This window comes from Rhodococcus sp. 1163, from assembly GCF_002091985.1.
GTDB lineage: Bacteria > Actinomycetota > Actinomycetes > Mycobacteriales > Mycobacteriaceae > Rhodococcoides.
This window is the reverse complement of record NZ_MKKX01000033.1, coordinates 407,453-432,033: the sequence shown is the minus strand read 5'-3', so window position 1 is coordinate 432,033 and position 24,581 is coordinate 407,453. Positions and strand designations below refer to the sequence as shown.

Here is a 24,581-nt window from a genome sequence, read left to right as displayed (position 1 = left end):
ATATCACCCACCACCACAGACGAATCCGCCACCACCGCCTCCAACACCCGAACAAACCGCTCCGCAAACAACACCATCGTCGACTCATCGAACAAATCCGTCGCATACGTCAACGTCGCCGACAACCCCGCAGCACCACCATCGACATCGAACGACTCCGTCACCGTCACCTGCACATCGAACTTCGCAACCGCAACATCGAAATCAACCGCCGACACCGACAACCCCGGCAACTCCAGCGAAGACCGCTCCAAATTCTGGAACGACAACATCACCTGAAACAACGGATGACGCCCCTGCGACCGAGCCGGATTGAGCACCTCCACCAAACGCTCGAACGGCACATCCGCATGCCCGAACGCCCCCAAATCCCGCTCACGCACATCCCGAACCACATCAGCAAACGACCAATCCGAACCGAACACCGTCCGCAACACCAACGTATTGACAAACATCCCGATCACATCATCGAGAGCAGCCTCACCACGCCCCGCCACCGGCGTACCCACCGCCACATCATCAGACCCCGACAACCGCGACAACAACACCGCCAACGCCGAATGCACCACCATGAACAACGACGCATTCAACTCCCGCGCCACCACACTCAACCCACGATGCACACCCGCATCCACCGAAAACACAACATTCGCACCACGATTGGACGCCACAACAGGACGAACCCGATCAGAAGGCAAATCCAACTGATCCGGCAAACCCTCCAACGCCGACCGCCAAAACGACACCTGCTGCGACAACAACGAATCCGGCTCCGACTCCGACCCCAACACCGCACGCTGCCACAACGCATAATCGGCATACTGCACCGACAAAGGAGCCCACCCCGGCCCCTCACCCGAAGCCCGCGCCACATACGCACCCATCACATCCCGCGTCAACGGCCCCATCGAAAAACCATCAGCCGCAATATGATGCACCACAAACACCACAACGAACTCCGAACCCACACCACCCGAACCCACAACCTCGAACAAACGAGCCCGAAACGGCACCTCCGCCGTCACATCGAAACCAACAGAGACGAACTCGACCACACGGTCGAGCACGTCCGCCTCCGCCACCGGCTCTACCGCCAAAGTGGGAGCCACCGCATCGACCTCGAGCACCAACTGTGATCCGACACCGTCGATTTCGGGATAGATCGTGCGCACGGATTCGTGACGCGACAGGACATCGCGGACAGCGGACTCCAGCGCAGCGACGTCGAGATCACCGGTCAGCCTGATCGCCACCGGAATATTGTTCACCGCAGACGCGGTATCGAATCGGTTGAGGAACCACATCCGCTGCTGCGCCAACGACAACGGAACAACATCCGGCCGCTCCTGCGGAACGAGCGGTGCTCGTCCCCCGCCGCCCTGCGCAACTGCGGCGTCGACGAGTATCGCGAGTCCCGCGACCGTCGGCGCGTCGAAGAAGTCGCGAACGTCGATACGGATGTCGAATCGCGCATTGATGCGCGAGATCACCCGAGTGGCGATCAACGAGTTACCGCCGATCGCAAAGAAATCGTCGTCGGCACCGATGGTCTCGGAACCGAGTACCTCGGCGAACACCGCTGCAAGCGCCAGCTCGGTTTCGGTGGACGGCTCCCTGTATTCGCTTGCCAGCGAGGAGAAGTCGGGATCGGGAAGAGCTCGTCGGTCGAGTTTGCCGCTGGAACCGAGTGGGAACTCCTCGACTGCGACGAACAACGCGGGGACCATGTATTCCGGCAAGCGGGACGCGACAGCCTGCGCCAGAGACTCCTGGTCGATGACCTCGCCCTGCGCAGGCACCACATACGCGAGAAGGACATCACCGAGCGAGTCGTCGGTGTGGACTAGGGCGACCGCTTGTGCTACCGAAGGATGCTCGAGAACGGCAGTTTCGATCTCACCGAGCTCGATGCGAAGACCACGTAGCTTCACCTGGAAGTCGGTGCGTCCCACATATTCCAGCATGTCGACTTCACCGCGAGGTACCCACCGGACCAGGTCGCCGGTCCGGTACATCTGGCGCCCGCTCTCGAACGGATCAGCCACGAACCGATCGGCTGTCAGATCCGGTCGCGCTACGTAACCACGTGCAAGTTGGACGCCCGCAAGATAGAGCTCACCTTCGACACCGGTCGACACCGGTCGGAGGCCATCGTCCAACACGTAGAGCGAGGTGTCGTGCACGGCCCGGCCGATAGGGACGGATCCCGATTCCACATCGGCAGTCTCGTAGGACGTGACATCCACTGCGGCCTCTGTCGGCCCGTACAAGTTGTGCAGTTCTGCCGAGCTGACGGTATGAAAGCGCGTCGTGGTCTGGGCCGGGAGCGCCTCACCGGACGCAAATACATATCGCAGAGTCTCGATCCCGCGGACCGAGGGTTCTGCGACGAACACCGCGAGCATCGACGGCACGAAGTGCGCCACAGTGACACCGCGGTCGATCATCACACGAGCAAGATACGCGGGGTCACGGTGTCCATCGTGTGTCGCGACGATGAGACGCGCACCGATCTGCAAGGGCCAGAAGAATTCCCACACCGACACATCGAATGTGAACGGCGTCTTTTGCAGCACCACATCGCCCGGTGTCAAGACGTAGTGATCTTGACGCCATTGCACATTGCTGACGATCGCGCGATGTGAAACTGCCACACCCTTGGGGCGGCCGGTGGATCCTGATGTGAAAATCACGTAGGCCAACGCGTCGTCCGACAACGTCCGAACCCGGTCGCTGTCGGTGAGGGCGGTCGCGTCGAATCCGTCCAGCTCCAACAAGTCGATCTCGATGACACCGACCCCGGTCGGCAGGTCGAGGGGTTCTGTGGACAGGCCGAGTACGGCTGCCGGCTGTGCGACGTCGAGCACGTAGGCCAGCCGCTCCGCCGGGTGATCAGGATCGAGCGGAACGTAGGCTGCTCCCGATTTCACGATCGCGTACATGCCGACGAGTAACTCCAGCGACCGTTTTATCCCCAATCCGACGAGGCACTCCGGGCCGATTCCCAGCGACACGAGATGGCGGGCGAGTCGATTCGCGCGAGAATCGAATTCCGCGTAGGTCAAGCTTGCGCCCTCGAACTCGACGGCGATTGCATCCGGGGTACGGGCGACCTGTTCCTCGAACCGGGATACGAGCGTCGGCGGGCCTGCAGGCGTCATATCCCCCAACACCTCGGAGGCGTCGGCGATGATCGACTCGACGATGCCGGCGAGGCCGCGGGACTCGAGTGCGCCGGGAAGAACGTTGGACAGCACGACGGTGACGAGGGCCTCGGTGCCGAGTGCGCCACCCATGGCGGCCTCGAGCGCAGTCAGTTCGGCATGCAACGTCGTGTAGGTCACGGTTGTCCCACCATGGGTCAACGCGATGCGATCGGGCGCAGCATCGACAACTGCAGAGATCACTCCTGGAAGCTCGTCCACGGTTACGCTGCCGGCAGCGTCCTGGCTTCGAGTGTTCGGCCGACCATTCGACATCTGAGTGTTCCTCCTACTAACCGCCGCGGGACGCGCCGAGATGCATCGCATACACGAGACACCCTACGAAACGCTGCGACACAAACCGGCTTCGACTCCAAGTTCACGATCAGGCCCAGGTAGGTCACTGCATGGTGACACCGGGTCCTCCCGGATCAGCGATGAACGACTGAGCGTCACTGATCAGTGACGCAACTGTCGCGGCGAAACCATCGGCACCCAGCGCAGGCAATATTCCTGGTAGAAGACCTGTCAGCGCCACCGACAGAACCGCCTCTGGTTTGAGTGCGCCCCCGGTCGATTTCGAGACGGCCGACAGTTTCTCGTCGAGCTGACCGAAGGTGACGGAAGTTCCGGCGTGGGACACCGCAATGGACGATGCGGCAACTGCGGCCGCGGCCGAGATCAGTTCGGGCAGGTCGTCGATCGTCTTCGGCTTCGGTGCCGGCTCTGCACGTTCGGCCTCGGCCCGCATGTCCACCGCCCGAATGACACTGCTGGGGTCTGAGGTCACGAGATCGAGCACACGGGTGAAACGCTGCGCGAACAATTCGATCGTCTTCGACTCGAACAACGACGTGGCGTAGTTGAACACGGCATCGATTCCGACAAGATCACCGGAATCGTCGAAACGTTCGACCGCCGTCAGTTGCAGATCGACTTTGGCCTGCTCCAGTCCGCTTTCCAAAGCCGACACTTCCAGGCCAGGCAATGCGAACGTGCCGGTGGCAAGGTTCTGGAAGGTCAGCATGACCTGGAACAGAGGACTGTAGGCGGCCGAGCGCTTGTGACCCGCCACCTCGACAACCCGCTCGAAAGGGACATCGGCGTTACCGAACGCAGACAGATCGGTTTCCCGTACGTCTATCAACAGATCAGCAAAGGTCGCGCTCGGCGAGACTTTCGTCCGGAGCACCAACGTGTTGACGAACATTCCGACGAGGTCGTCGAGCGCGGCGTCACCACGACCCGCCACCGGGGTCCCTACGGTGATGTCTTGATCACCGCTCAGCTTCGACAGCAGCACCGCCAACGCGCCGTGCACGACCATGAAGACTGTCGCATTGTGCTCACGCGCAGTTTTTTGTACACGCGCTGCTATGTCGGACGGGACCGTGAACTCGGAGCGGCCACCGCGCAAGGACGCTCGAGCAGGGCGCGGAAAGTCGGTCGGCAACGCGATCTGCTCGGGCGCGCCGACCAGAGCATCGGCCCAGTAGCCGATCTGCTTGGACAACACACTGTCCGGATCGTCCTCGGATCCGAGGACCTCGCGCTGCCACAACGCGTAATCGGCGTACTGCACAGGCAGTTCCGTCCACTGCGGCGTGTCGCCTGCCGTCCGGGCGACGTAGGCAGTCATGACGTCTCTGATCAACGGCCGCATGGAGAAGCCGTCGGCGCTGATGTGATGTGCGACGAAGACCAACACGAACTCGGAACCGTTCGTCTCGCTGATCGAAAAGAGCTCGGCGCGAACGGGCACCTCGGCCGCAACATCGAACCCTGCGGTGACGACGTCTCCGACGACTGCCGGTACGTCGGCGGCCGAGATTTCACGAATCTCGAGCCTTGGTAGCACTTCGGACACCGGAACCACGGATTGCACGGGGCCGTGATCGGAATCCGGATACCGCGTACGCAGTATCTCGTGCCGACGGAACAGGTCGCCCACTGAGGCTCGCAGCGCCGCGACGTCCAATGAACCGGAGAGTCTGATGGCCACTGGAATGTTGTAGGCGTCCGATGCACGATCCACTTGATTGAGGGTCCACATGCGCTGCTGCGCCAAGGACAGCGACACGGCCTCCGGACGAGGGCGTGCGACCAGAGGCACACGAGCTCCCTGCCCGACGTGCGATTCCACCCGCGCAGCCAACGCACCGACCGTCGGCGCCTCGAACACCGAGCGCACCGAGATCGACGCATTCAGTGCCGCCCCGAGACGGGCAACGAGCTGGGTTGCGACCAGGGAATTGCCGCCCAGTGCGAAGAAATCGTCGTCGAGTCCCACTCGAGCCACTCCCAGAAGCTCGGAGTACACACGCGCCACGATCTCCTCGATGGGATCGGTCGGAGCGCGAAACTCGGTCGATTCGAAGACCGGAGCAGGCAGCGCTGCCCTGTCGAGCTTGCCGTTGGCGTTGAGCGGCAACGACCCCAGGACGACGAAGTGTGACGGCACCATGTAGGACGGCAACGACGTACCCAACGCGGTCCGTATCTCGTCGATGTCGATCGTCCGGGATTCGGAAGGAACCAGATACCCCACGAGTCGATCCCCGGTGAGGGCGTCGGAGTGCGAGATCACCGCCGAATCGGCGAGCGTATCGAGAGCGCGCATTGCCGCCTCGATTTCGCCGAGTTCGATCCGGAAGCCTCTGATCTTGACCTGGAAGTCGGAGCGGCCCGCGAACACGAGCTCGCCGTCTGCATTCCAGTAGGCCAGGTCACCCGAGCGATACAGCCGTCCGCCACTGGGGTCGAAAGGACTGGCGACGAAGCGCTCAGCGCTCAGATCGGGACGGCCGAGGTACCCCCGTGCCAGCTGCCCGCCCGCAAGATACAACTCCCCGATGGTTCCCGTCGGGACAGGGTGTAGGCGGGTATCGAGCACGTACGTCTGTGTATTCCACTCCGGCCGACCGATCGGGACGCGCGCACTCTCATCGGGTCGTACGCGGTGCGAGGTCACCGACACCGCAGCCTCGGTGGGGCCGTACAGGTTGAACAGGCCAGCGTCGTTGTGTTCGACGAAACGCCGCGCGGTATCTCCCGGCAGTGCCTCACCGATCGCGAGCACGCGCTTCAACGAAGACGGAAGGGCGCCATCTCCGTCGACCATCAGCGCGGTCAACATCGACGGCACGACATGGAGCGTGGTGATCGACTCTTTCCGAATGATGTCGTTGACTCGTGCGGGGTCGCGGTGCTCGTCCGGTCCGGCGATGACGAGGGTCGCCCCTGACGTCGGGGCCGACCAGAACTCCCACACCGACAGGTCGAACGTCGCTGCAGTCTTCAGCAGAATCGCATCCCGCGAATCGAGATCGAATTCCGCTCGCTTCCACATGAGCTGATTGACGATCGCAGCGTGGGTCACGGCCACACCCTTGGGGCGTCCGGTCGATCCCGAGGTGAAGATGACATATGCGGAGTTACCCGCGCGCAACGGTGCCCGCCGCTCCGAATCGGTGATCGGCGCGTCCGAATATGCCGATAGTTCCAGACCTGCGATATCCGACATCGCTATGTCCAGAACGGAGTGGTTCGCCAGTCGCGAACCGTCACTCGACTTGGACAGCAGCAGTATCGGCTCAGCAGTGTCGAGTATGTACTCGATCCGTTCCAGCGGCTGATCGGGATCGAGTGGCACATATGCGCCACCTGTTTTCGCGACGGCGAACATCGCGACAACCAGATCAGCACTGCGGCGTATCACCAATGCCGTCAGCGTCTCCGGTCCGACCCCACGTGCGATCAGATACCGGGCCAATCTGTTGACCTTCGAATCGAATTCACGGAAGGTCCAGCGTCGATCACCCTCGACCACCGCAGTCGAGTCCGGATGGATCGCGACCTGCTCGTCGAACAACGAGACCAGAGTGGCTTCGCGGTCAACGGGATGGTCGGTCGAATTCCACGAATCGAGTACGAGTTCGCGTTCGGAAGCAGCCAGCAAGTCGATGTCCCCGAGCAGTATCTCGGGTCGATCGACCACAGATTCGAGTAGCCGGACGAACCGAGTCGCGATCGTGCTCACCGTTGTGTGGTCGAAGAGATCCTTCGCGAACGTGAACTCTGCCGACATCCCTGCAGGCACTCCGCTTTCGGAATAGCGGTCCACCACGATCAGATGCAGATCGAACTGTGCCACACCGGACTCGATATCCACTGCTGCGATATCGAGACCAGGAAGGGCCACATCGGTGACTCCCTGGTTCTGGAAGGAGAACCCGACCTGAAACAGCGGGTGCCGTGCAGTCGAACGGACAGGATTGAGGACTTCCACCAGCCTCTCGAATGGCACGTCCGCGTTGGCGAAGGCGCCGAGGTCCACCTCACGGGCGCGGTCGATGAGTTCGTCGAACGACAGTGCGCCGTCCACCTGTGTGCGTAGAACCAGTGTGTTGACGAACATGCCGATCAGATCGTCGAGTGCGCGATCACCGCGACCGGCGATCGGTGTACCGACAGCGATGTCCCCTGTGCCGGAGAGCCTCGAGAGTAGCCCGGCGAAGGCCGCGTGCACCGCCATGAACAAGGTGCTACCCCGCTTGCGTGCCAGATCGCGCAAACGTCCGTGTAGTTCTGCATCGATGTCGAATTCGACACTGCCACCGGCGAAAGACTGCGTTGCCGGTCGCGCGCGATCGGACGGAAGGGTCAGCTCGTCCGGAAGATCCGCGAGTGCGTCGGTCCAGTAGCTGATCTGCTGAGCCGCAGTCGAGTTCGCGTCGTCCTCGGAGCCGAGCGCTTCGCGCTGCCAAAGACTGAAATCGGCGTACTGCACCGGCAACGGAATCCAACCCGGCTCGGTGCCCGTCGCCCGCGCCGCATATGCGGTCATCAGGTCACGAGCCAGCGGACCGACCGATACCCCATCGACGCTGATGTGATGCGCAACCATCGCGAGCACGTGCTCGGTGGCACTGATTCGGTAGAGCTCGATTCGCATCGGTACCTCTGTCGCCACATCGAACTGTGTGGACGCGAGTACAGCGATGTGCTCAGCCACAGCGTCGGGGGCGACATCTGATACCGGCAGCTCCGGAATTGACCGAGACGGGTGCAAAATCTTCTGCACCGGGCCGTTCTTGGACTCCGGATAGATGGTTCGAAGCGACTCATGACGAGAAATGAGATCGGAGACGGCCGCTCCGAGGGCTGCTACATCCAGCTCGCCTGACAGGCGAAGTGCAAACGGAACGAGGTACGCCGTCGAGGTGGGATCGAACCTGTTCAAAAACCACATACGACGCTGGGACAACGACAGTGGGATCTCGTTCGGGCGCGTTCGCGCGGCAAGCGCGACTCTCCCGGACGTTCCGGACCGTTCGACCTCGACAGCGAGCCTCTCCACTGTTCGTGACTCGAACAGTGCACGCACCGGCACAACTGAATCGACCGCTGCGCCGATCCTCGACACCACTCGCGTCGCAATCAGCGAGTTGCCGCCGAGTTCGAAGAAGTCGTCATCGACACCGACCCTGTCGACACCGAGCAAGTCGGCGAAGACCTCCGCGACGATCTCCTCGATCGGCGTAGTCGGCGCCCGGAACTCGCGAACCTCGAACACCGGCTCCGGCAACGCGCGACGATCCAACTTTCCGTTCACAGTCAACGGAATCTCGGACACCACAACAAAAGCTGACGGAATCATGTACTCCGGCAACACCGCAGCCACTGCACCACGAAGGGCCTGAACATCGACGCTCGAACCCACGACCGGTACGACGTACGCCACCAACTGCTGTGCGTCGTGCCGATCGGTTCGAACCACGACGGCCACCTGGCCCACCGAATCCTGACTCGACAGCCCGGATTCGATTTCACCGAGCTCGATACGGAAGCCACGAATCTTGACCTGATCATCAGCACGACCGACGAACTCGAGATCACCATCGATGGTCCACCGCGCCACATCACCGGTGCGGTACATCAACGAACCAGCAGCATGCGCCGCACTACCAGAGAACGGGTTGGCGAGGAAGCGCGTTGCAGTCAGGTCCGTTCGACCCAAGTACCCACGAGCCAACGTCCCACCCGCAACATACATTTCGCCCGCAACACCCACCGGAACCGGCTCCAGACGCGAATCGAGAACATAGACGCGTAGCCCTGGGATAGCTCCGCCCACTACCGATCCCGTAGCACTCGACACCAGTTCGCGGTCGATCCGACGATGCGACACATGCACGGTGGTCTCGGTGATCCCGTACATGTTCACCAGCTCGGGACCGTTCTCCCCGTGTCGTTCGAACCAATCCGACAGTCGACGCAGTTCGAGGGCCTCACCACCGAAGATCACATACCTGAGCTGCAAGCTTCCCTCACCGACAGTGCCGACTCGGTCCACCTCTGCCAGCTGATAGAACGCCGACGGGGTCTGGTTCAGGACGGTGACATTTTCACGAATCAGCAGTTCACGGAACGACTCCGGCGACCGTGAGGTGAAGTAGTCCACCACCACGAGCGTGCCGCCGTGAAGCAAGGGCCCCCACAGTTCCCACACCGAAAAGTCGAATGCGTACGAGTGGAACAGCGTCCACACATCACTGCTGTCGAACTCGAACAGCCCATCCGTATTGGCCATCAAACGCGCCACCGCGACATGCGGGACCACTACGCCCTTCGGACGCCCCGTCGATCCTGAGGTGTAGATGACGTAGGCAACATCCGTGGGACGGAGCGGACGAGCACGCTCGACATCGTTCACCGCAGCGGAACCGAAAACCGACAAATCGACGGCGTCGATCTCCACGCAGTCCAACTCTGCAGGCACTGAGAATTCGCGTCCCGACCAGGTTACCAACGCAGTCGGTGCAGCATCTGCCAAGACGTAGGCGATGCGGTCTGCCGGATTGGTCGGATCCACCGGCACATACCCACCGCCGGCTTTGATCACAGCCAACAATGTGACAACGAGCTCCACCGATCGTGGCAATGCCACGGCGACCAACGACTCCGGGCCGACTCCAGTCGACATCAGGTGACGTGCAAGGCGATTCGAGCGATCGTCGAGCTCCCGATAACTCAACCGCTCATCACCGAACACCACCGCAGTCGCCTGCGGAGCCCACAGGACCTGTTGGTCGAACATCTCGGCCAATGTCGATACCGAGGGATCGATCCCGTCGACACCTGCCCAGGTCGAGGTCACAAGCACTCGTTCCTCGGCACCGAGCAGATCGATCTCGCCGATCACGATGTGTTCGTCCTCGGCAACCGCGTCGAGCACCCTCAGCAACCTAGCGCCGAACTCTTCGACCGTTCCTCGGTCGTAGAGATCTGTTGCGTAGGTCCAGAAAACTCGCAGACCATCCGGGGTGCCGTCTACAGCCGTCGATTCGGTGACCGTCAATTGCAGGTCTGCACGCGCGGTCGCCGCGTCGACGTCCACCGGCGCGACGGTAAGCCCAGGGAGGTCGAATCCAGTCCGTCGGATGTTCTGGAACGCGAGCAATACCTGAATCAGCGGATGACGGGCTTGTGAGCGCTCGGGATTGAGCACCTCCACCAGACGCTCGAACGGAATATCGGAATGCGCGAATGCAGCCAGGTCGACCTCACGCGCTGTCGCGAGCAATTCGCTGAACGTCGTCGCTGCGTCCACATCGGTGCGCAGGACAAGGGTGTTGACGAACATCCCGATCACATCGTCGAGAGCAGCGTCTCCGCGACCCGCGATCGGTGTGCCTATCGCGATATCGTCCGTCGCCGACATGCGGGCCAACATCACGGCAACTGCACTGTGGACGACCATGAACAACGACGCGTTGTTTTCTCGCGCGAGCGCTGAGAGTCGACCATGTACATCTGCGGTGACGTCGAAAGACACCATGGCCCCGTGACCCGAAGCCTTCTCTCCGCGAGGACGATCGGTCGGCAAAGTCACCTCGTCGGGCAGCCCGGCGAGCGCGTCTCGCCAGAATGTCTCCTGCTGAGCGAGCAGCGAGCCTGGGTCGGATTCGGACCCCAACACCTCGCGCTGCCAGATGGCGAAGTCCGCATACTGGACCTCGAGCATCGGCCAGCCTGGGTCGTGCCCCTCCGATCGGGCCACATATGCCGTCATGACATCGCGGGCCAGCGGAGACATCGAAAACCCATCGGCCGCAATGTGGTGGGCTACGAACATCAGCACGTGCTCGCGAGCACCGATCCGGAAGAGCTGCGTACGGAACGGAACATGCAGGGTGACATCGAAGCCAGTCGCAGCCAACTCGTACATACGCCCCGGCAGTTCATCTGCCGAAACGTCTACCGGTGTCAGATCGAGCGTGACGTCACCGACGGGCAGGATCTTTTGGTATCCCGATCCCTCGTGGTCCGGATAGACGGTGCGCAACGACTCGTGACGGCTCGTCAGATCGCCTACCGCCGCGGCCAGCGCCGCGACATCCAAAGCTCCGGTGAGCCTGATCGCCGCCGGAATATTGTTGACAGCCGACTCCGGATCGAATCGGTTGAGGAACCACATCCGTTGCTGTGCAAGGGACAATGGGATCAATGCCGGGCGGTTCTGTGGACCGAGCGCCTTGCGGCCACCTGTCCCGGCTTTGCGCTCGACGCTGGCCGCCAGCGCGCCGACCGTCGAATTCTCGAACAGCTCTCGTACTCCGACACTCGAGTCCAGCGCGGTACCCAACCTCGAAACCAATTGCATGGCAACCAGTGAGTTCCCACCGAGCTCGAAGAAATCGTCGTCGAGACCAACCCTCGCCGTGCCCAGGACGTTCGTGAATACCTGAGCGACGATCTCCTCGATCGGTGTGACGGGTGCGCGGAACTGCGCAACCTCGGCACTGGGCACCGGTAGGGCACGTCGGTCCAACTTGCCGCTCGCGTTGAGTGGGAATGCATCCAACGTTACGAACGCCGACGGCACCATGTACGACGGCAGTGACATCTTCACTGACGCACGAAGCGACTCGGTATCGACGAGGTGACCAGGCCGGGGCACCACGTAGGCGATGAGTCGATCGCCTGCGCGTGCATCGGAATGAACGACCACGACCGCGTCGTCGATGTTCTCGGCGCCCGAGCGCACGCTCGACTCGATCTCACCGAGTTCTACACGTTGGCCTCGAAGCTTGACCTGAAAATCGCTCCGCCCCACATACTCGAGTTCGCCGGCGGAATTCCAACGTACGACATCACCGGTTCGGTAGAGTCGAGAACCGTTCTCGCCGAAGGGGTCTGCCACAAAACGCTCAGCTGTCAGGTCGGCCCGACTCGCGTATCCGCGGGCAAGCTGCACGCCGCCGATATACAGCTCCCCCAGTACTCCGGCGGGCACCGAGTGCAACCGTTGATCCAGCACGTATGCGCGCGTGTTCCACAGTGGCACACCGATGGGAACGGTCTCGGTATCGACGTCGGTGACTTCATGAAAGGTGACGTCGACTGCAGTCTCTGCAGGTCCGTACAGGTCGTGCAACTCGGCGCCAGGAAAGACTTTTCGAACCCGAGCCACGGCCGAAGGCGTGAATGCCTCGCCGCCGACGAACAGCAGTCGAAGGGACCGGCACGCGTCGGTATCGACATCGGTGACGTACACGGACAGTACGGAAGGAACGAAGTGCGCGAGTGTCACCTGTTCCCGCTCGATGATGCGGGTGATCCGGCCTGGGTCTCGATGCGCATCATGTGGAGCGATGACCAGTGAGGCGCCGTTTTCCAGCCCCCAGAAGAACTCCCACACCGACACGTCGAACGTCGCCGGTGTCTTCTGGATCAATACGTCGGCATCGGTCAGCCGGTAGATCTCCTGACGCCACAGCATCTGATTCACGATCGCGCGGTGACTGATCGAGACACCCTTCGGCAGACCTGTCGATCCCGAAGTGAAGATGAGGTAGGCCGGATTGTCCGGTCGGAGTGGACGCGTCCTGTCCGTGTCGGTGATCGCAGACGTCGACACTTCACTCAGATCGAGCGTGTCGAATACACAGACAGGCGCATCCGCAGTGATCGAGTTCGCGGTGTCCTCGGTCGCAAGGACCAGAACGGGCCGAGCAGTCGCCAGGATGTGCTCGTTACGCGAGGCAGGCTGATCGGGATCGAGGGGCACGTACGCTGCCCCGGATTTGATGATCGCGTACATGCCTATCAGCAGCTCGAACGAACGCCGTGCCACCAATGCCACGGTGGACTCGGGGCCGACACCTCGGCCCACCAGATACCGAGCGAGGGCGTTCGCTCGCGCATCGAACTCCGCGTAGGTAAGGACCGGCGACGGGGCGTCGGTCTCCGATGCAAGCACCAGCGCAGTCGCATTCGGAGTACGACCGACCTGCGCGTCGAACAGGGAGGCGAGAGTCTGGGTGCTATCGACCGCATGCTCGGTATCGTTGACCGTGCGGACCAGCTGGTTGTACTCCTCCGGTTCCTGAAAGTCGATGTCGCCGACAATGATTGCCGGATCGACTTCGATCGCTCGTAAGATCCGCTGGAAACGAGCGGCCATCGCCTCGACGGTGGCCGCGTCGAACAGGTCGGTTGCGTAGGTGAAGAGGCAGGACAAGCCGGCGTCGGTGCCGTGCTCGTCGGTCTTCTGACTCATGGTCAGCTGGAGATCGAACTTCGAACCCTTGGTTTCGAAGTCGACCATCGAGACCGACAGTCCTGGCAGCTCGAGGTTCGTCAGCTCCATGTTTTGGAACGAGAGCATCACCTGGAACAGTGGGTGTCTGGCTTGCGATCGGGCAGGGTTGAGCACCTCGACGAGGCGTTCGAACGGGACATCTGCGTTGGCGAAAGCCTGCAAGTCCGTCGTACGCGTAGCGGCGAGCACCTCATCGAACCGTGCACGCCTGTCCACCGGGGTGCGGAGAACGAGCGTGTTGACGAACATGCCGATCAGATCGTCGAGAGCGGACTCTCCTCGTCCAGCAACCGGAGTTCCGACCACGATGTCCTCGGTCCCCGAGAGACGCGCGAGCAGGACAGCGAAAGCCGAATGCATCACCATGAACAGCGAAGAGGTGTGGCGACGTGCAAGATCGGTCAGGACGTCCACGGTGTCCTGATCGACGAGGAAGCTCACGCCCGCACCCTGATTCGATGCGACCGCTGGCCTCGGATGATCTACCGGCAGATCCAACTGGGCAGGTATCCCTGCGAGCGCAGACTTCCAATAGTTCTGTTGCCGCGCCAGTAGCGATTCCGGGTCACTCTCGTGCCCGAGCATGTCACGCTGCCACAAACTGTAATCCGCGTACTGAACCGGTAGCGGCAACCAATTCGGTTGCACGCCTTCGGACCTGGCAATATAGGCCGTCATGATGTCCCGGGTCAGTGGGCCCATCGAGAAGCCATCGGTGGAGATGTGATGGACGACCAGCACCAGAAGGTGTTCGGTCGGGCTGATTTCGAACAGACGCGCACGTAACGGAAGTTCGACGGTGACGTCGAAGCCGGTCGTCGCAACGTCTTCCAGAACCGAGAAAATGTCGTCCCCGGAGATCTCGATCGGCGCGAGATCAGGAATCACCTGGCTGGTGGGCAATACCAACTGATGGCCGGACCCGTCGACCTCGGGGAAAATGGTACGAAGGGACTCGTGCCGATCCAACACGTCGGCAACGGCCACATTGAGTGCCTGTCGGTCGAGCAGACCGGACAAGCGCACTGCCACAGGAATATTGTTGACCCCGGAGGCAGTGTCGAACCTGTTGAGAAACCACATGCGCTGCTGGGCGAGAGAGAGGGGAACGAGGTCCGGGCGCGCCTGCGGCACCAGAGGCTTACGGCGTCCGGCACCTGCCCGCTCGGCGAGTGCGCGAGCCAAAGCGTCGACAGACGGATTCTCGAACAACGTACGGACGCCGATCTCGGCATCGAGGGCTGCGCCCAGTCGAGTCACGACACGCGTCGCGATCAACGAGTTGCCGCCCAGTTCGAAGAAATCGTCGTCGAGTCCGACCTCGTTCGCGTCGAGTACCTCTGCAAAGACGCGCGCGACCGCCTGCTCCGTCGGCGAGACGGGTTCGCGGTACTCGCGCTGCACATGTACCGGATCCGGAAGTGCACGACGGTCGAGCTTGCCCGTGGCACCCAGCGGGAATTGCGCCAACGGCACGAAAACGGACGGGACCATGTACTCGGCCAGTCGTGAGGCCAGCATCTCTCGTACCGGACGGAGATCGGTATCGGGAGCAGTGACCACATAGGCGACCAACTGTTCGCCTCGCACCGAGACGGCCGCCTGCTGGATCGAGGTGTTTTCGAGTAGCACAGCTTCGACCTCACCGAGCTCGATGCGCAGACCCCTGAGCTTGACCTGCGAATCGCTGCGACCGATGTACTCCAGTTCACCGCCGCGATTCCACCGCACGACATCGCCGGTTCGGTACATCCGACTTCCGTACTGCGCGAACGGATCTGCGACGAAGCGGTCGGCCGAGAGGTCCGGACGACCGACGTATCCGCGCGCCAACTGAGCACCCGCGAGATAGAGCTCACCCGCGACACCCACCGGCACCGGCAACAGGCGCGCATCGAGCACGAACACCGAGGTGTTCCACACGGGCATACCGATCGGCATCACAACTGTGTCGACGTCGCTCACCGGGTGGTATGTGACGTCGACGGCAGCCTCGGTGGGACCGTACAGATTGTGCAAGGCGACATGGGGCAACGCTCGACGCAATGCCTGTGCGGTTGTCGGAGCGAGTGCTTCACCCGAGGCGAACACCAGACGCAACGAACTAGCCGCGGCCCGGCGGACCTCGACCTCCGGCACGAACACCGCCAGCATCGACGGCACGAAGTGTGCGACGGACACCCGCTCGCGCTGAACGAGTTGAAGGAGATAGCCGGCATCTCGATGGCCGTCGGGCGCAGCAACAACCACCGACGCACCGTTCTGCAGAGCCCAGAAGAATTCCCACACCGAGACGTCGAATGTGGACGGGGTCTTCTGGAGAACGACGTCGACGTCGTCGATCGGGTATTCGTTCTGCATCCACAGCAAACGATTCACGATGGCCGAATGCGCCACTGCGACACCCTTGGGCCGACCTGTCGAACCGGAGGTGAAGATCGCGTATGCCGTATTCGATTCCCGTAGCGGGCAGACCCTGTCATCGTCCGACACCGGCGCGTTCGAGTACCCGTCGACGTCCAGCGTATCGATGTCGATGACGCCGATGACGCCGAGTTCGAGATGATCCCGCGTCGTGGACAACACACAGACAGGGGACGCGGTGGCAATGATGTACTCGTTGCGCTCGATTGGCTGCGTCGGATCGACAGGTACGTATCCGGCGCCTGTTTTGACGATGGCATACATTCCGACCAGCAGTTCCACACTGCGGCCGATCGCAAGCCCCACCAACATGTCCGGGCCGACACCGATCGAGATCAAGTGCCGCGCAAGGCGATTGACTCGAGAATCGAATTCCGAGTACGTAAGCGTCGCGTCCTCGTACACCAGCGCTGTGGCGTCAGGTGTGGCCTCGACCTGGCGATCGAACAGATCTACCAGTGTCAGACCGGATGCGACATCGTGCCGTGTGCTGTTCCACGTCGATAGAACTCGCTCGCGTTCACCGGTGTCCAGCAGATCGATGTCACCCACCGCGACCGATGAATCCGCGACGACCGCTTCGAGAACGCGAACGAATCGAGACGCGAAACTGCGCACAGTTTCAGCATCGAAAAGATCTATTGCGTAGGTCAATTCGGCGGACATGCCCTGCCCGCGACCGTCCTCCCCGATCGACTCGACGACGTTGAGCTGTAGATCGAACTTTGCTACCTCCGTATCGAGAGCAACGCTGTCGACGGAGAGACCGGGCAGTTCGACGTGGCTTCGAGTGAGGTTCTCGAAGGAAAGCATGACCTGAAAAAGCGGGTGCCGCGCCTGTGAACGTGTTGGATTGAGCACCTCGACGAGGCGTTCGAAGGGCAGGTCTGCGTGACCGAATGCGCCGAGCGCCACTTCCCGCGCGCGACCGAGCTGCTCCGAGAACGATCGCGACGCGTCGACGTCGGTGCGGAGCACCAAGGTGTTGACGAACATCCCGACCAAATCGTCGAGCGCGGCGTCCCCGCGACCGGCCACGGGCGTCCCGATGGCAATGTCGTTCGTCCCGGACAGTCTCGAGAGCAAAACGGCAAGGGCGCCGTGCACAACCATGAACAGAGAAGCATTGTGGGCATGCGCCAGAACGGACAATTCACGATGCATGCGGGCAGAGATTTCGAAACGAACCGAGGAACCCTTGTAGGACTGACGATTCGGCCGCGGATGGTCGGTCGGCAGATCGAGCTGATCCGGTAGCCCTGCAAGCATGTCCGCCCAGTAGTGGACCTGGCTCGAAACAATCGACGTCGAGTCCTTCTCCGAACCGAGAACCGATCGCTGCCACAAACTGTAATCGGCGTACTGAACGGCCAGGGGCAGCCATGCGGGATGCTCCCACGCCGTCCGAGCCGCATAGGCGATCATGATGTCGCGAGCGAGGGGCCCCATCGACCAGCCGTCGGCCGATATGTGGTGCACCACCATCGCGACCACATGCTCGCGTGGCCCGATCTCGAACAGTCGGGCTTGAATGGGGACGTTCACCGTCACGTCGAACGTGGTCGAAGCGAGCGCGAAGACCTGGCGCTGGATGTCCGCTGCCGACGTCTGAATCGGCATGAGATTCGGTACGGTCTGAGCCGCATCGAGGATGCACTGCCGCGGGCCGTCGGCGGTGTCCGGGTAGACGGTCCGCAACGACTCGTGTCGATCGATGACATCCATGATGGCGACTTGGAGTGCCGCCACGTCCAGCTCGCCGGTCAGTCTCAGTGCGAACGGAATGTTGTAAGCAGTGGAATCGGTGTCGAATCGATTGAGAAACCACATCCGTTGCTGCGCCAACGACAGTGGCACGTGTTCGGGACGGGTCGAGGCGACCAAGGGGGTGCGACCGCCTTCGCCCGCTGCTTGCTCCACCCGTACTGCAAGAAGCGCTACCGTGGATGCCTCGAAAACCATGCGTACGGGAACACTTGCATCCAGCGCGACACCCAGCCTGGAGACCACCTGAGTGGCCAGTAGCGAGTTGCCGCCGAGTTCGAAGAAGTCGTCGTCGAGGCCGACGACAGGGACACCGAGGACATCACTGAACACTGTCGCAACAGTTTCCTCGATCGGAGTCGTCGGGGCACGGAACTGACGAAAGCTGATTCCGAGTTCCGGTTCTGGAAGCGCCCGGCGATCCAGTTTGCCGATCGGTGTCAACGGAACCTCGTCGAGAACGACGATCACCGAGGGCACCATGTAGTTCGGCAGCAGACGAGCAACGTGCTTCGACAGTTCGTCCTTGTCGATACCCACCGAACCGTGCACGTACGACACGAGAGCCGTTTGACCGGACTGCATTTCGCGTCCGAGTGTCGCAGCGAAGGTGACCGCCGGGAACGTCTCGAGCGCTGCGTCGATCTCCCCGAGTTCGATACGGAAGCCGCGAACCTTCACCTGGAAGTCCGAGCGCCCCACGTACTCGATGGCAAAGTCTTTCGTCCATCGAACAATGTCACCGGTGCGGTACATCCGCGTCCCCGCGTTGCTGTACGGGTCGGCGACGAACCGATCCGAAGTCAACCCTGCACGCTTGTAATATCCACGTGCGACAGCGTCGCCCGACAGATAGAGCTCACCTGCGACACCGGCAGGGACCGGCTGCAGGCGCGAGTCCAGAATCAGAGCGCCGACACCAGGCACAGGCCGACCTACCGTGATCGGCTCGCCGACGAACAGTTCACCGCGCGTCGATACGATCGTTGTTTCGGTAGGCCCGTATGCGTTGAAGAAGCGGCGGCCCGGCGCCCAACGCGCGATCAGATCGGCCGCGGATGCCTCACCGCCGACGGACAACAATTCCAGGTCGTCGAGGCCGGCCGGGTCGACGGAGCCGAGCACGGCCGGCGTGATGATCGCATGTGTGACAGCAACATCGGCGAGAAGTCGATGAAGTTCGGGGCCACCGATGATCGACGGCGGAGCCACGACCAGAGTTGCCCCAGCCGAGGCAGTGAGTGCCCATTCGAGAACCGATGGGTCGAAACTCGGGGAGATCACGTGCAGGAACCGCGACGCAGGCGTCACCCGATACAGGTCGACCGACTGGTCGATAAGGCCCGACAGGCCTCGATGAGTGACACTGACGCCCTTGGGCAGGCCGGTGGAGCCGGAGGTGTAGATGATGTACGCGGGGTGGTCCAGCCTCAGTGGCGCGGTCCGATCCTCGTCGGACAAGCCGACAGCCGGATAGCCGGCGACAGCCTCCTCGAACTCGGCGTCGTCGATTGCCCACCACTCGCACGTACCGGGTAGTTCGTCGACGCGAGCCGACGAGGTGATCCCTACGAGGGCCCCTGAGTCCGACAGCATGTGCCGTACCCGGTCGACGGGGTATTCGGGGTCGACCGGAACCCATGCGGCACCAGCTTTCGCCACTGCCCACATCGAGACGACCATCTCGAGCGAGCGCGGAAATGCCAGTGCGACAACGGACTCCGGTCCCACGCCGCGATCGATCAGGTACCGAGCATATCGATCGGTCAACTCGTCGAGTTCTCGGTACGTCACCGTCTCCATAGACGTGTGCACCGCGATGCCGTCCGGGTTGACAGACACACCGGCCGCCAAGAATTCTGGCAGAAGTCGCCGCGATTCGACGCGGCCACCGTGAATGGTCGTCAACGTCTCGGACTCGTCCGGAGCCAAAATATCGATGGCGCCCAACGGAACCGACGCGTCTGCAACGATGGCCTCGAGAATGCGCAGGAACCTGTCTGCGAATCCCTCGATCGTCGACTCGTCGAATAGATCTGTGGCGTACTCGAAGGTGGCTTCGATTCGTCCCGGCTCCCCGGAATCGTCCTGATGCTCGGTGAGCCAGAGCTGAAGGTCGAATTTTGCGATCGGAACATCGAGTTCCTGTGCGGTCACTTGCAGACCGGCGAAGCTGAGCTCGCTCACACGTGCCTTTTCCAGGGAGAGCGCAACCTGAAACAGTGGGTGCCGGGCAGTGGATCGAGCGGGATTGAGGACCTCGACGAGTCGCTCGAAAGGGATGTCTGCGTGCGCGAACGCCGACAGGTTGGTGTTGCGTACCTGATCGAGTAGTTCGTCGAACGAATCGTGGGGCTCGACCCGAGCACGAAGAACCAGCGTATTGACGAACATGCCGATGATGTCGTCGAGTTGCTCGTGGGCTCTGCCTGCAATCGGCGCACCGATCGCAATGTCGGTGGTACCGCTCAACCTCGACAGCAACACCGCGTACGCGGCCTGGACGACCATGAAGAGCGACGCTTGGTGTGCGCGTGCCACGGTGGTGAGACCGCGATGGATGCGAGCATCGATGGTGAAGCGGCTCTTTGCTCCGCCGTTGGTCGCCACCGACGGACGGGGGCGATCCGATGGCAGATCGAGCTGATCGGGAAGCTCGTCCAATTCTTGGACCCAGAATTCGATCTGTTGAGCGGACAGCGATGCGCTATCGCTCTCGAGTCCGAGGAGTCGACGTTGCCACAGCGCGTAGTCCGCATACTGGATCGGGAGCGGCGACCACGCGGGCACCCGTCCGTTCGACCGGGCCTCGTAAGCGGCCATCATGTCGCGTGCGAGTGGACCGAACGAAGACCCGTCCGCCGCGATGTGATGCAGCACCATGGCGAGCACGTACTCGGTATCGGAAATCTTGAACAGCGCGATCCGGATCGGTGCGGCGACTGCCACGTCGAATCCGCCGCGAGCGAACTCCACCAATTCGGTAGCCAACGAATTCTCGTCGACGGTTGCGGCCGAGAGATCCGACAAGACGTCCTCGGTCCGCAGGATCAATTGTTGTGGGGCATCGTCGACCTGCGGGTAGACCGTCCTCAGCGTTTCGTGACGAGCGACCACGTCCGCAAATGCCTGGGACAGCGCCACTTCGTTCACGTCGCCGGTCAGTCGCACCATGAACGGGAGATTGTAGGCAGCGGTATCCGGGTCGAACCGGTTGAGGAACCACATACGTTGCTGGGCAAGGGACAGGGGCAGAACATCCGGCCGAGTACCGGCAGTCAGTGGTGGGCCTGCGGAGCCTTGTTCGATCGCAGTCTCGGCACGCGATGCGAGCGCACCGACCGTCGGTGCTTCGAACAACTCTCGGACACCGAGACGGATGCCGAGGGCAGTTCCCACCCGGGTGACGAGTTGCGTTGCGATCAGCGAGTTACCGCCCAGTTCGAAGAAGTCCTCGTCGAGACCGACGTGCGATGCGCCCAGGACGTCTTCGAAGACACCTGCAACCACGTACTCGACACGTGTCTGCGGTGCTCGGTATTTTCTGGCGCTGCTGAACACCGGCTCCGGCAACGCTTTTCGATCGAGCTTGCCGCTCGTGTTCAGCGGCAGGGCATCGAGAACGACGATCGCGGAAGGCACCATGTACGACGGAAGCGATCGGGACGCGAACTCGGTGCCCTCGGCAGCGTCGAGCGCAGCGCCTGGACCGGGTACCACGTAGGCGACAAGTTGCTCTCCGGTCGCAGTGGGAACGACGAGTGCCACGGCCTGCGAGATGGATTGGTGTGCAAGAAGAACCGTCTCGATTTCACCGAGTTCGATGCGCTGCCCACGAAATTTGACTTGGAAGTCGGTACGCCCGATGTAGTCGATGGTGCCGTCCGCACGCCAACGCACGAGATCGCCGGTGCGGTACATCCGTTCCCCCGCGCTCCCGAACGGGTTGGCGACGAAACGGTCCGAGCTCAAATCTGGTCGGCCCACGTATCCGCGAGCCAACTGCACGCCCGCCAGATAGAGTTCGCCGCTTTCTCCGACCGGGCTGGGCCGGAGCAGGCCGTCGAGTACCAAAGCCCTGGTGTTCCATTCGGGAACTCCGATGGGAACAGTTCTTTCGTCTTGTACACCACTTTCGTAGTACGTCACCGAGACCGCAGCTTCGGTGGGGCCGTACAAGTTGTGCAGCCCGGCATCGGTCAGCTCACGAAAGGCTGCTGCTGTTTCCACCGGCAACGCTTCACCGATGACGAAGACATGCCGCAACGACCCGCATGTTCCGATCGGTGCGTTCGCGACGAACACCGTGAGCATCGACGGCACGAAGTCGGTGACGGTCACGCTGTGTTCGGCGATCTTGTCCGCGACGTAGACCGAGTCCCGATGTCCGTCGGGAGTGGCCAACACCATGGTGGCGCCGACCTGGAGGGGAAGGAAGAAGCCCCACAGTGAGACGTCGAACGTTGTCGCCGTCTTCTGCAGGTAGACGTCGGTGGAGTCGAGTTCGTACTCCGAGCGCATCCACTGGAGTTGGTTGTCGATCGCCGCGTGAGTGACTGCGACGCCCTTGGGTCGGCCGGTGGAACCCGAGGTGTAGATCACGTATGCGGTGTTGTCGAGTCGCAACGGGGAGAGGAGATCGCACTCTTCGACGCGTGCCGAATTCAGCGCTGCGTAGTCGAGAAGGTCGACCTGAATCGTGTCGGTGCCGTCCGGCAGTTCCACGCCGTCGCGCGAGACGACCAGAACGCAGAGTGGTTGCGCAGAGTCGAGAATGTAGGCGGTGCGATCGGCGGGATGATCCGGATCGAGCGGTACCCATGCGCCGCCGGCTTCGACGATCGCATACATCGCAACGATCAGGTCGAGTGATCGACGAATCGACAATCCGACCAGTGTCTCCGGCCCTACACCCTGGGCGATCAGCATCCTGGCAAGACCGCTCACGCGCGAACCGAGTTCGCCGTAGGTGAGCGACAAGCCTTCGTAAACGAGCGCTGTGCTCTCTGGATCGAGGTCGACGCGGGCATGGAAGTCCGACAGAAGTGTCCGTTGGACCAGCTCGTGTTCTGTCTCGTTCCAGATCTGCAGGACAGAGGCTTTCTCGTCTGCAGTGGTCAGCTCCAGGTCCCATACTCGGGCGCTCGGCCCTGCCGCGATGAACCGGTCGAGGAAGTCGGTGAAGCGTGCGTGATTGCGTGCCGATTCTTCGGAGCCGTACAGGTTCGGGTTCGACTCGAAATCGACGTGAGTCGTGCTGCCTGCGACGCTCTGATAGAGGTTGAGCCCGAAATCCTCGATCAAACCGGTGGAGAGGATGTTGATTCCGCCGACCATCGAACCGAAACGCAACTCGCTGAAGAAAAGCATGATGTTGACCCACGGTCCGAAAAACGACGCCTGTCCGCCGGCACCGCCGGCGTCGCGGCGGATGTCTTCGTGGCGGTAACGCTGATGCCGAAGCGCACCGGTCACTTCGGTACCGATGCGTGCCAGAAGCTCTTCGATCGTGGTGTCGCTCGACACGTCGAGACGCAGGGGGACGACATTGGAGACCATGCCACCCGAGCGGCGAAGTACTGCCGTGGTGCGAGCGGTGACCGGCAGGCTCAGGACGACGTCCTCGCGTCCGGTCATCTGTGCCAGGTAGGCCGCGAACGCGCTGATCACGACACTTGCCAGCGTTGCACCCGTCGCAGTGGTCAACTCTTCGATCCGCGCGCCTTGGAGCGGCGACAACGCCGTGGTGTCGATCTGACTGACGGGTGCGGGAGCCGCACTGCGCCCGGCCAGGCTCGTCACAGAGTCGATTCCCGCCACTCGATCCGCCCAGTACTCGCGGTCGGTCTCGAAGCGAGTCGAGTCCCGATATGCAACGTCGAGGTCGTAGACCTTGGTCAGGTCCGAGGACAGATTCTTCTTCGGCTCGGTGCCGTTCACGGCGGCGGTGTAGAGCTCCGCGACGCGATTCATGAACGTGACCGCACCGAATCCGTCGAGCACCACGTGATGGACGCGCTCGTACCAGAAAAAGAGGTCGTCTTCGAGGTGCAGCACCGTCGCGGCGATCAACCGGTCGGTGAGCATGTCTATCGGAGCGCTGTAGTCGGCTCGCATCCACGCGTGCGCTACTGCTCGCGGGTCGTCCTCACCGCGTAGGTCGAGGTATCCGAGTTCGTCGTCGAGGGTGGGATCGACGTATTGGCGCGGTTCAGCATCGACTTCGACGATACGAACGAACCCGGACTGCATCTCGAGCGCTGCTTCGGACGACACTCGCTGCAGAAGGTCGATGTCGAGAACACCACGTAGTTCGACGTACTGCGCGATGTTTGCGGGAACGGACGGATCGACGTGTTGCGCGAACCACATCCCGAGTTGAGCAGGAGAGAGCGGAAACGACGACTCGCGGCCCCCCTGCGCATCCTGACCTGATCCTGCCGAACCTAGCGGGTCCAATCGAAGCCTCTCTTTCCCACAATCACACGCCCCTGATCGACTTCTGAGTGCAGAGGTCGATCAAGCACCGAATACAACAATCTCATTCTTCGCTGCGCAGTCGAAAAGAACGCACACCGATCAGA

Annotated in this window: 2 protein-coding genes; both read right to left on the bottom strand. The window is 62.0% G+C overall.

The window, feature by feature from the left end; genetic code table 11:
• Positions 1-3,479: non-ribosomal peptide synthetase (locus tag BJD99_RS15725; RefSeq protein ID WP_143542184.1), on the bottom strand; the 3,479-nt coding region annotated here is incomplete at its 3' end.
• A 124-nt stretch (positions 3,480-3,603) separates the two neighbouring features.
• Positions 3,604-24,456 (bottom strand): non-ribosomal peptide synthetase, encoded by a 20,853-nt coding sequence (locus tag BJD99_RS15720; RefSeq protein WP_084348038.1) that lies wholly within the window; start codon positions 24,454-24,456, stop codon positions 3,604-3,606.
• Between the last annotated feature and the right edge of the window lie 125 nt (positions 24,457-24,581).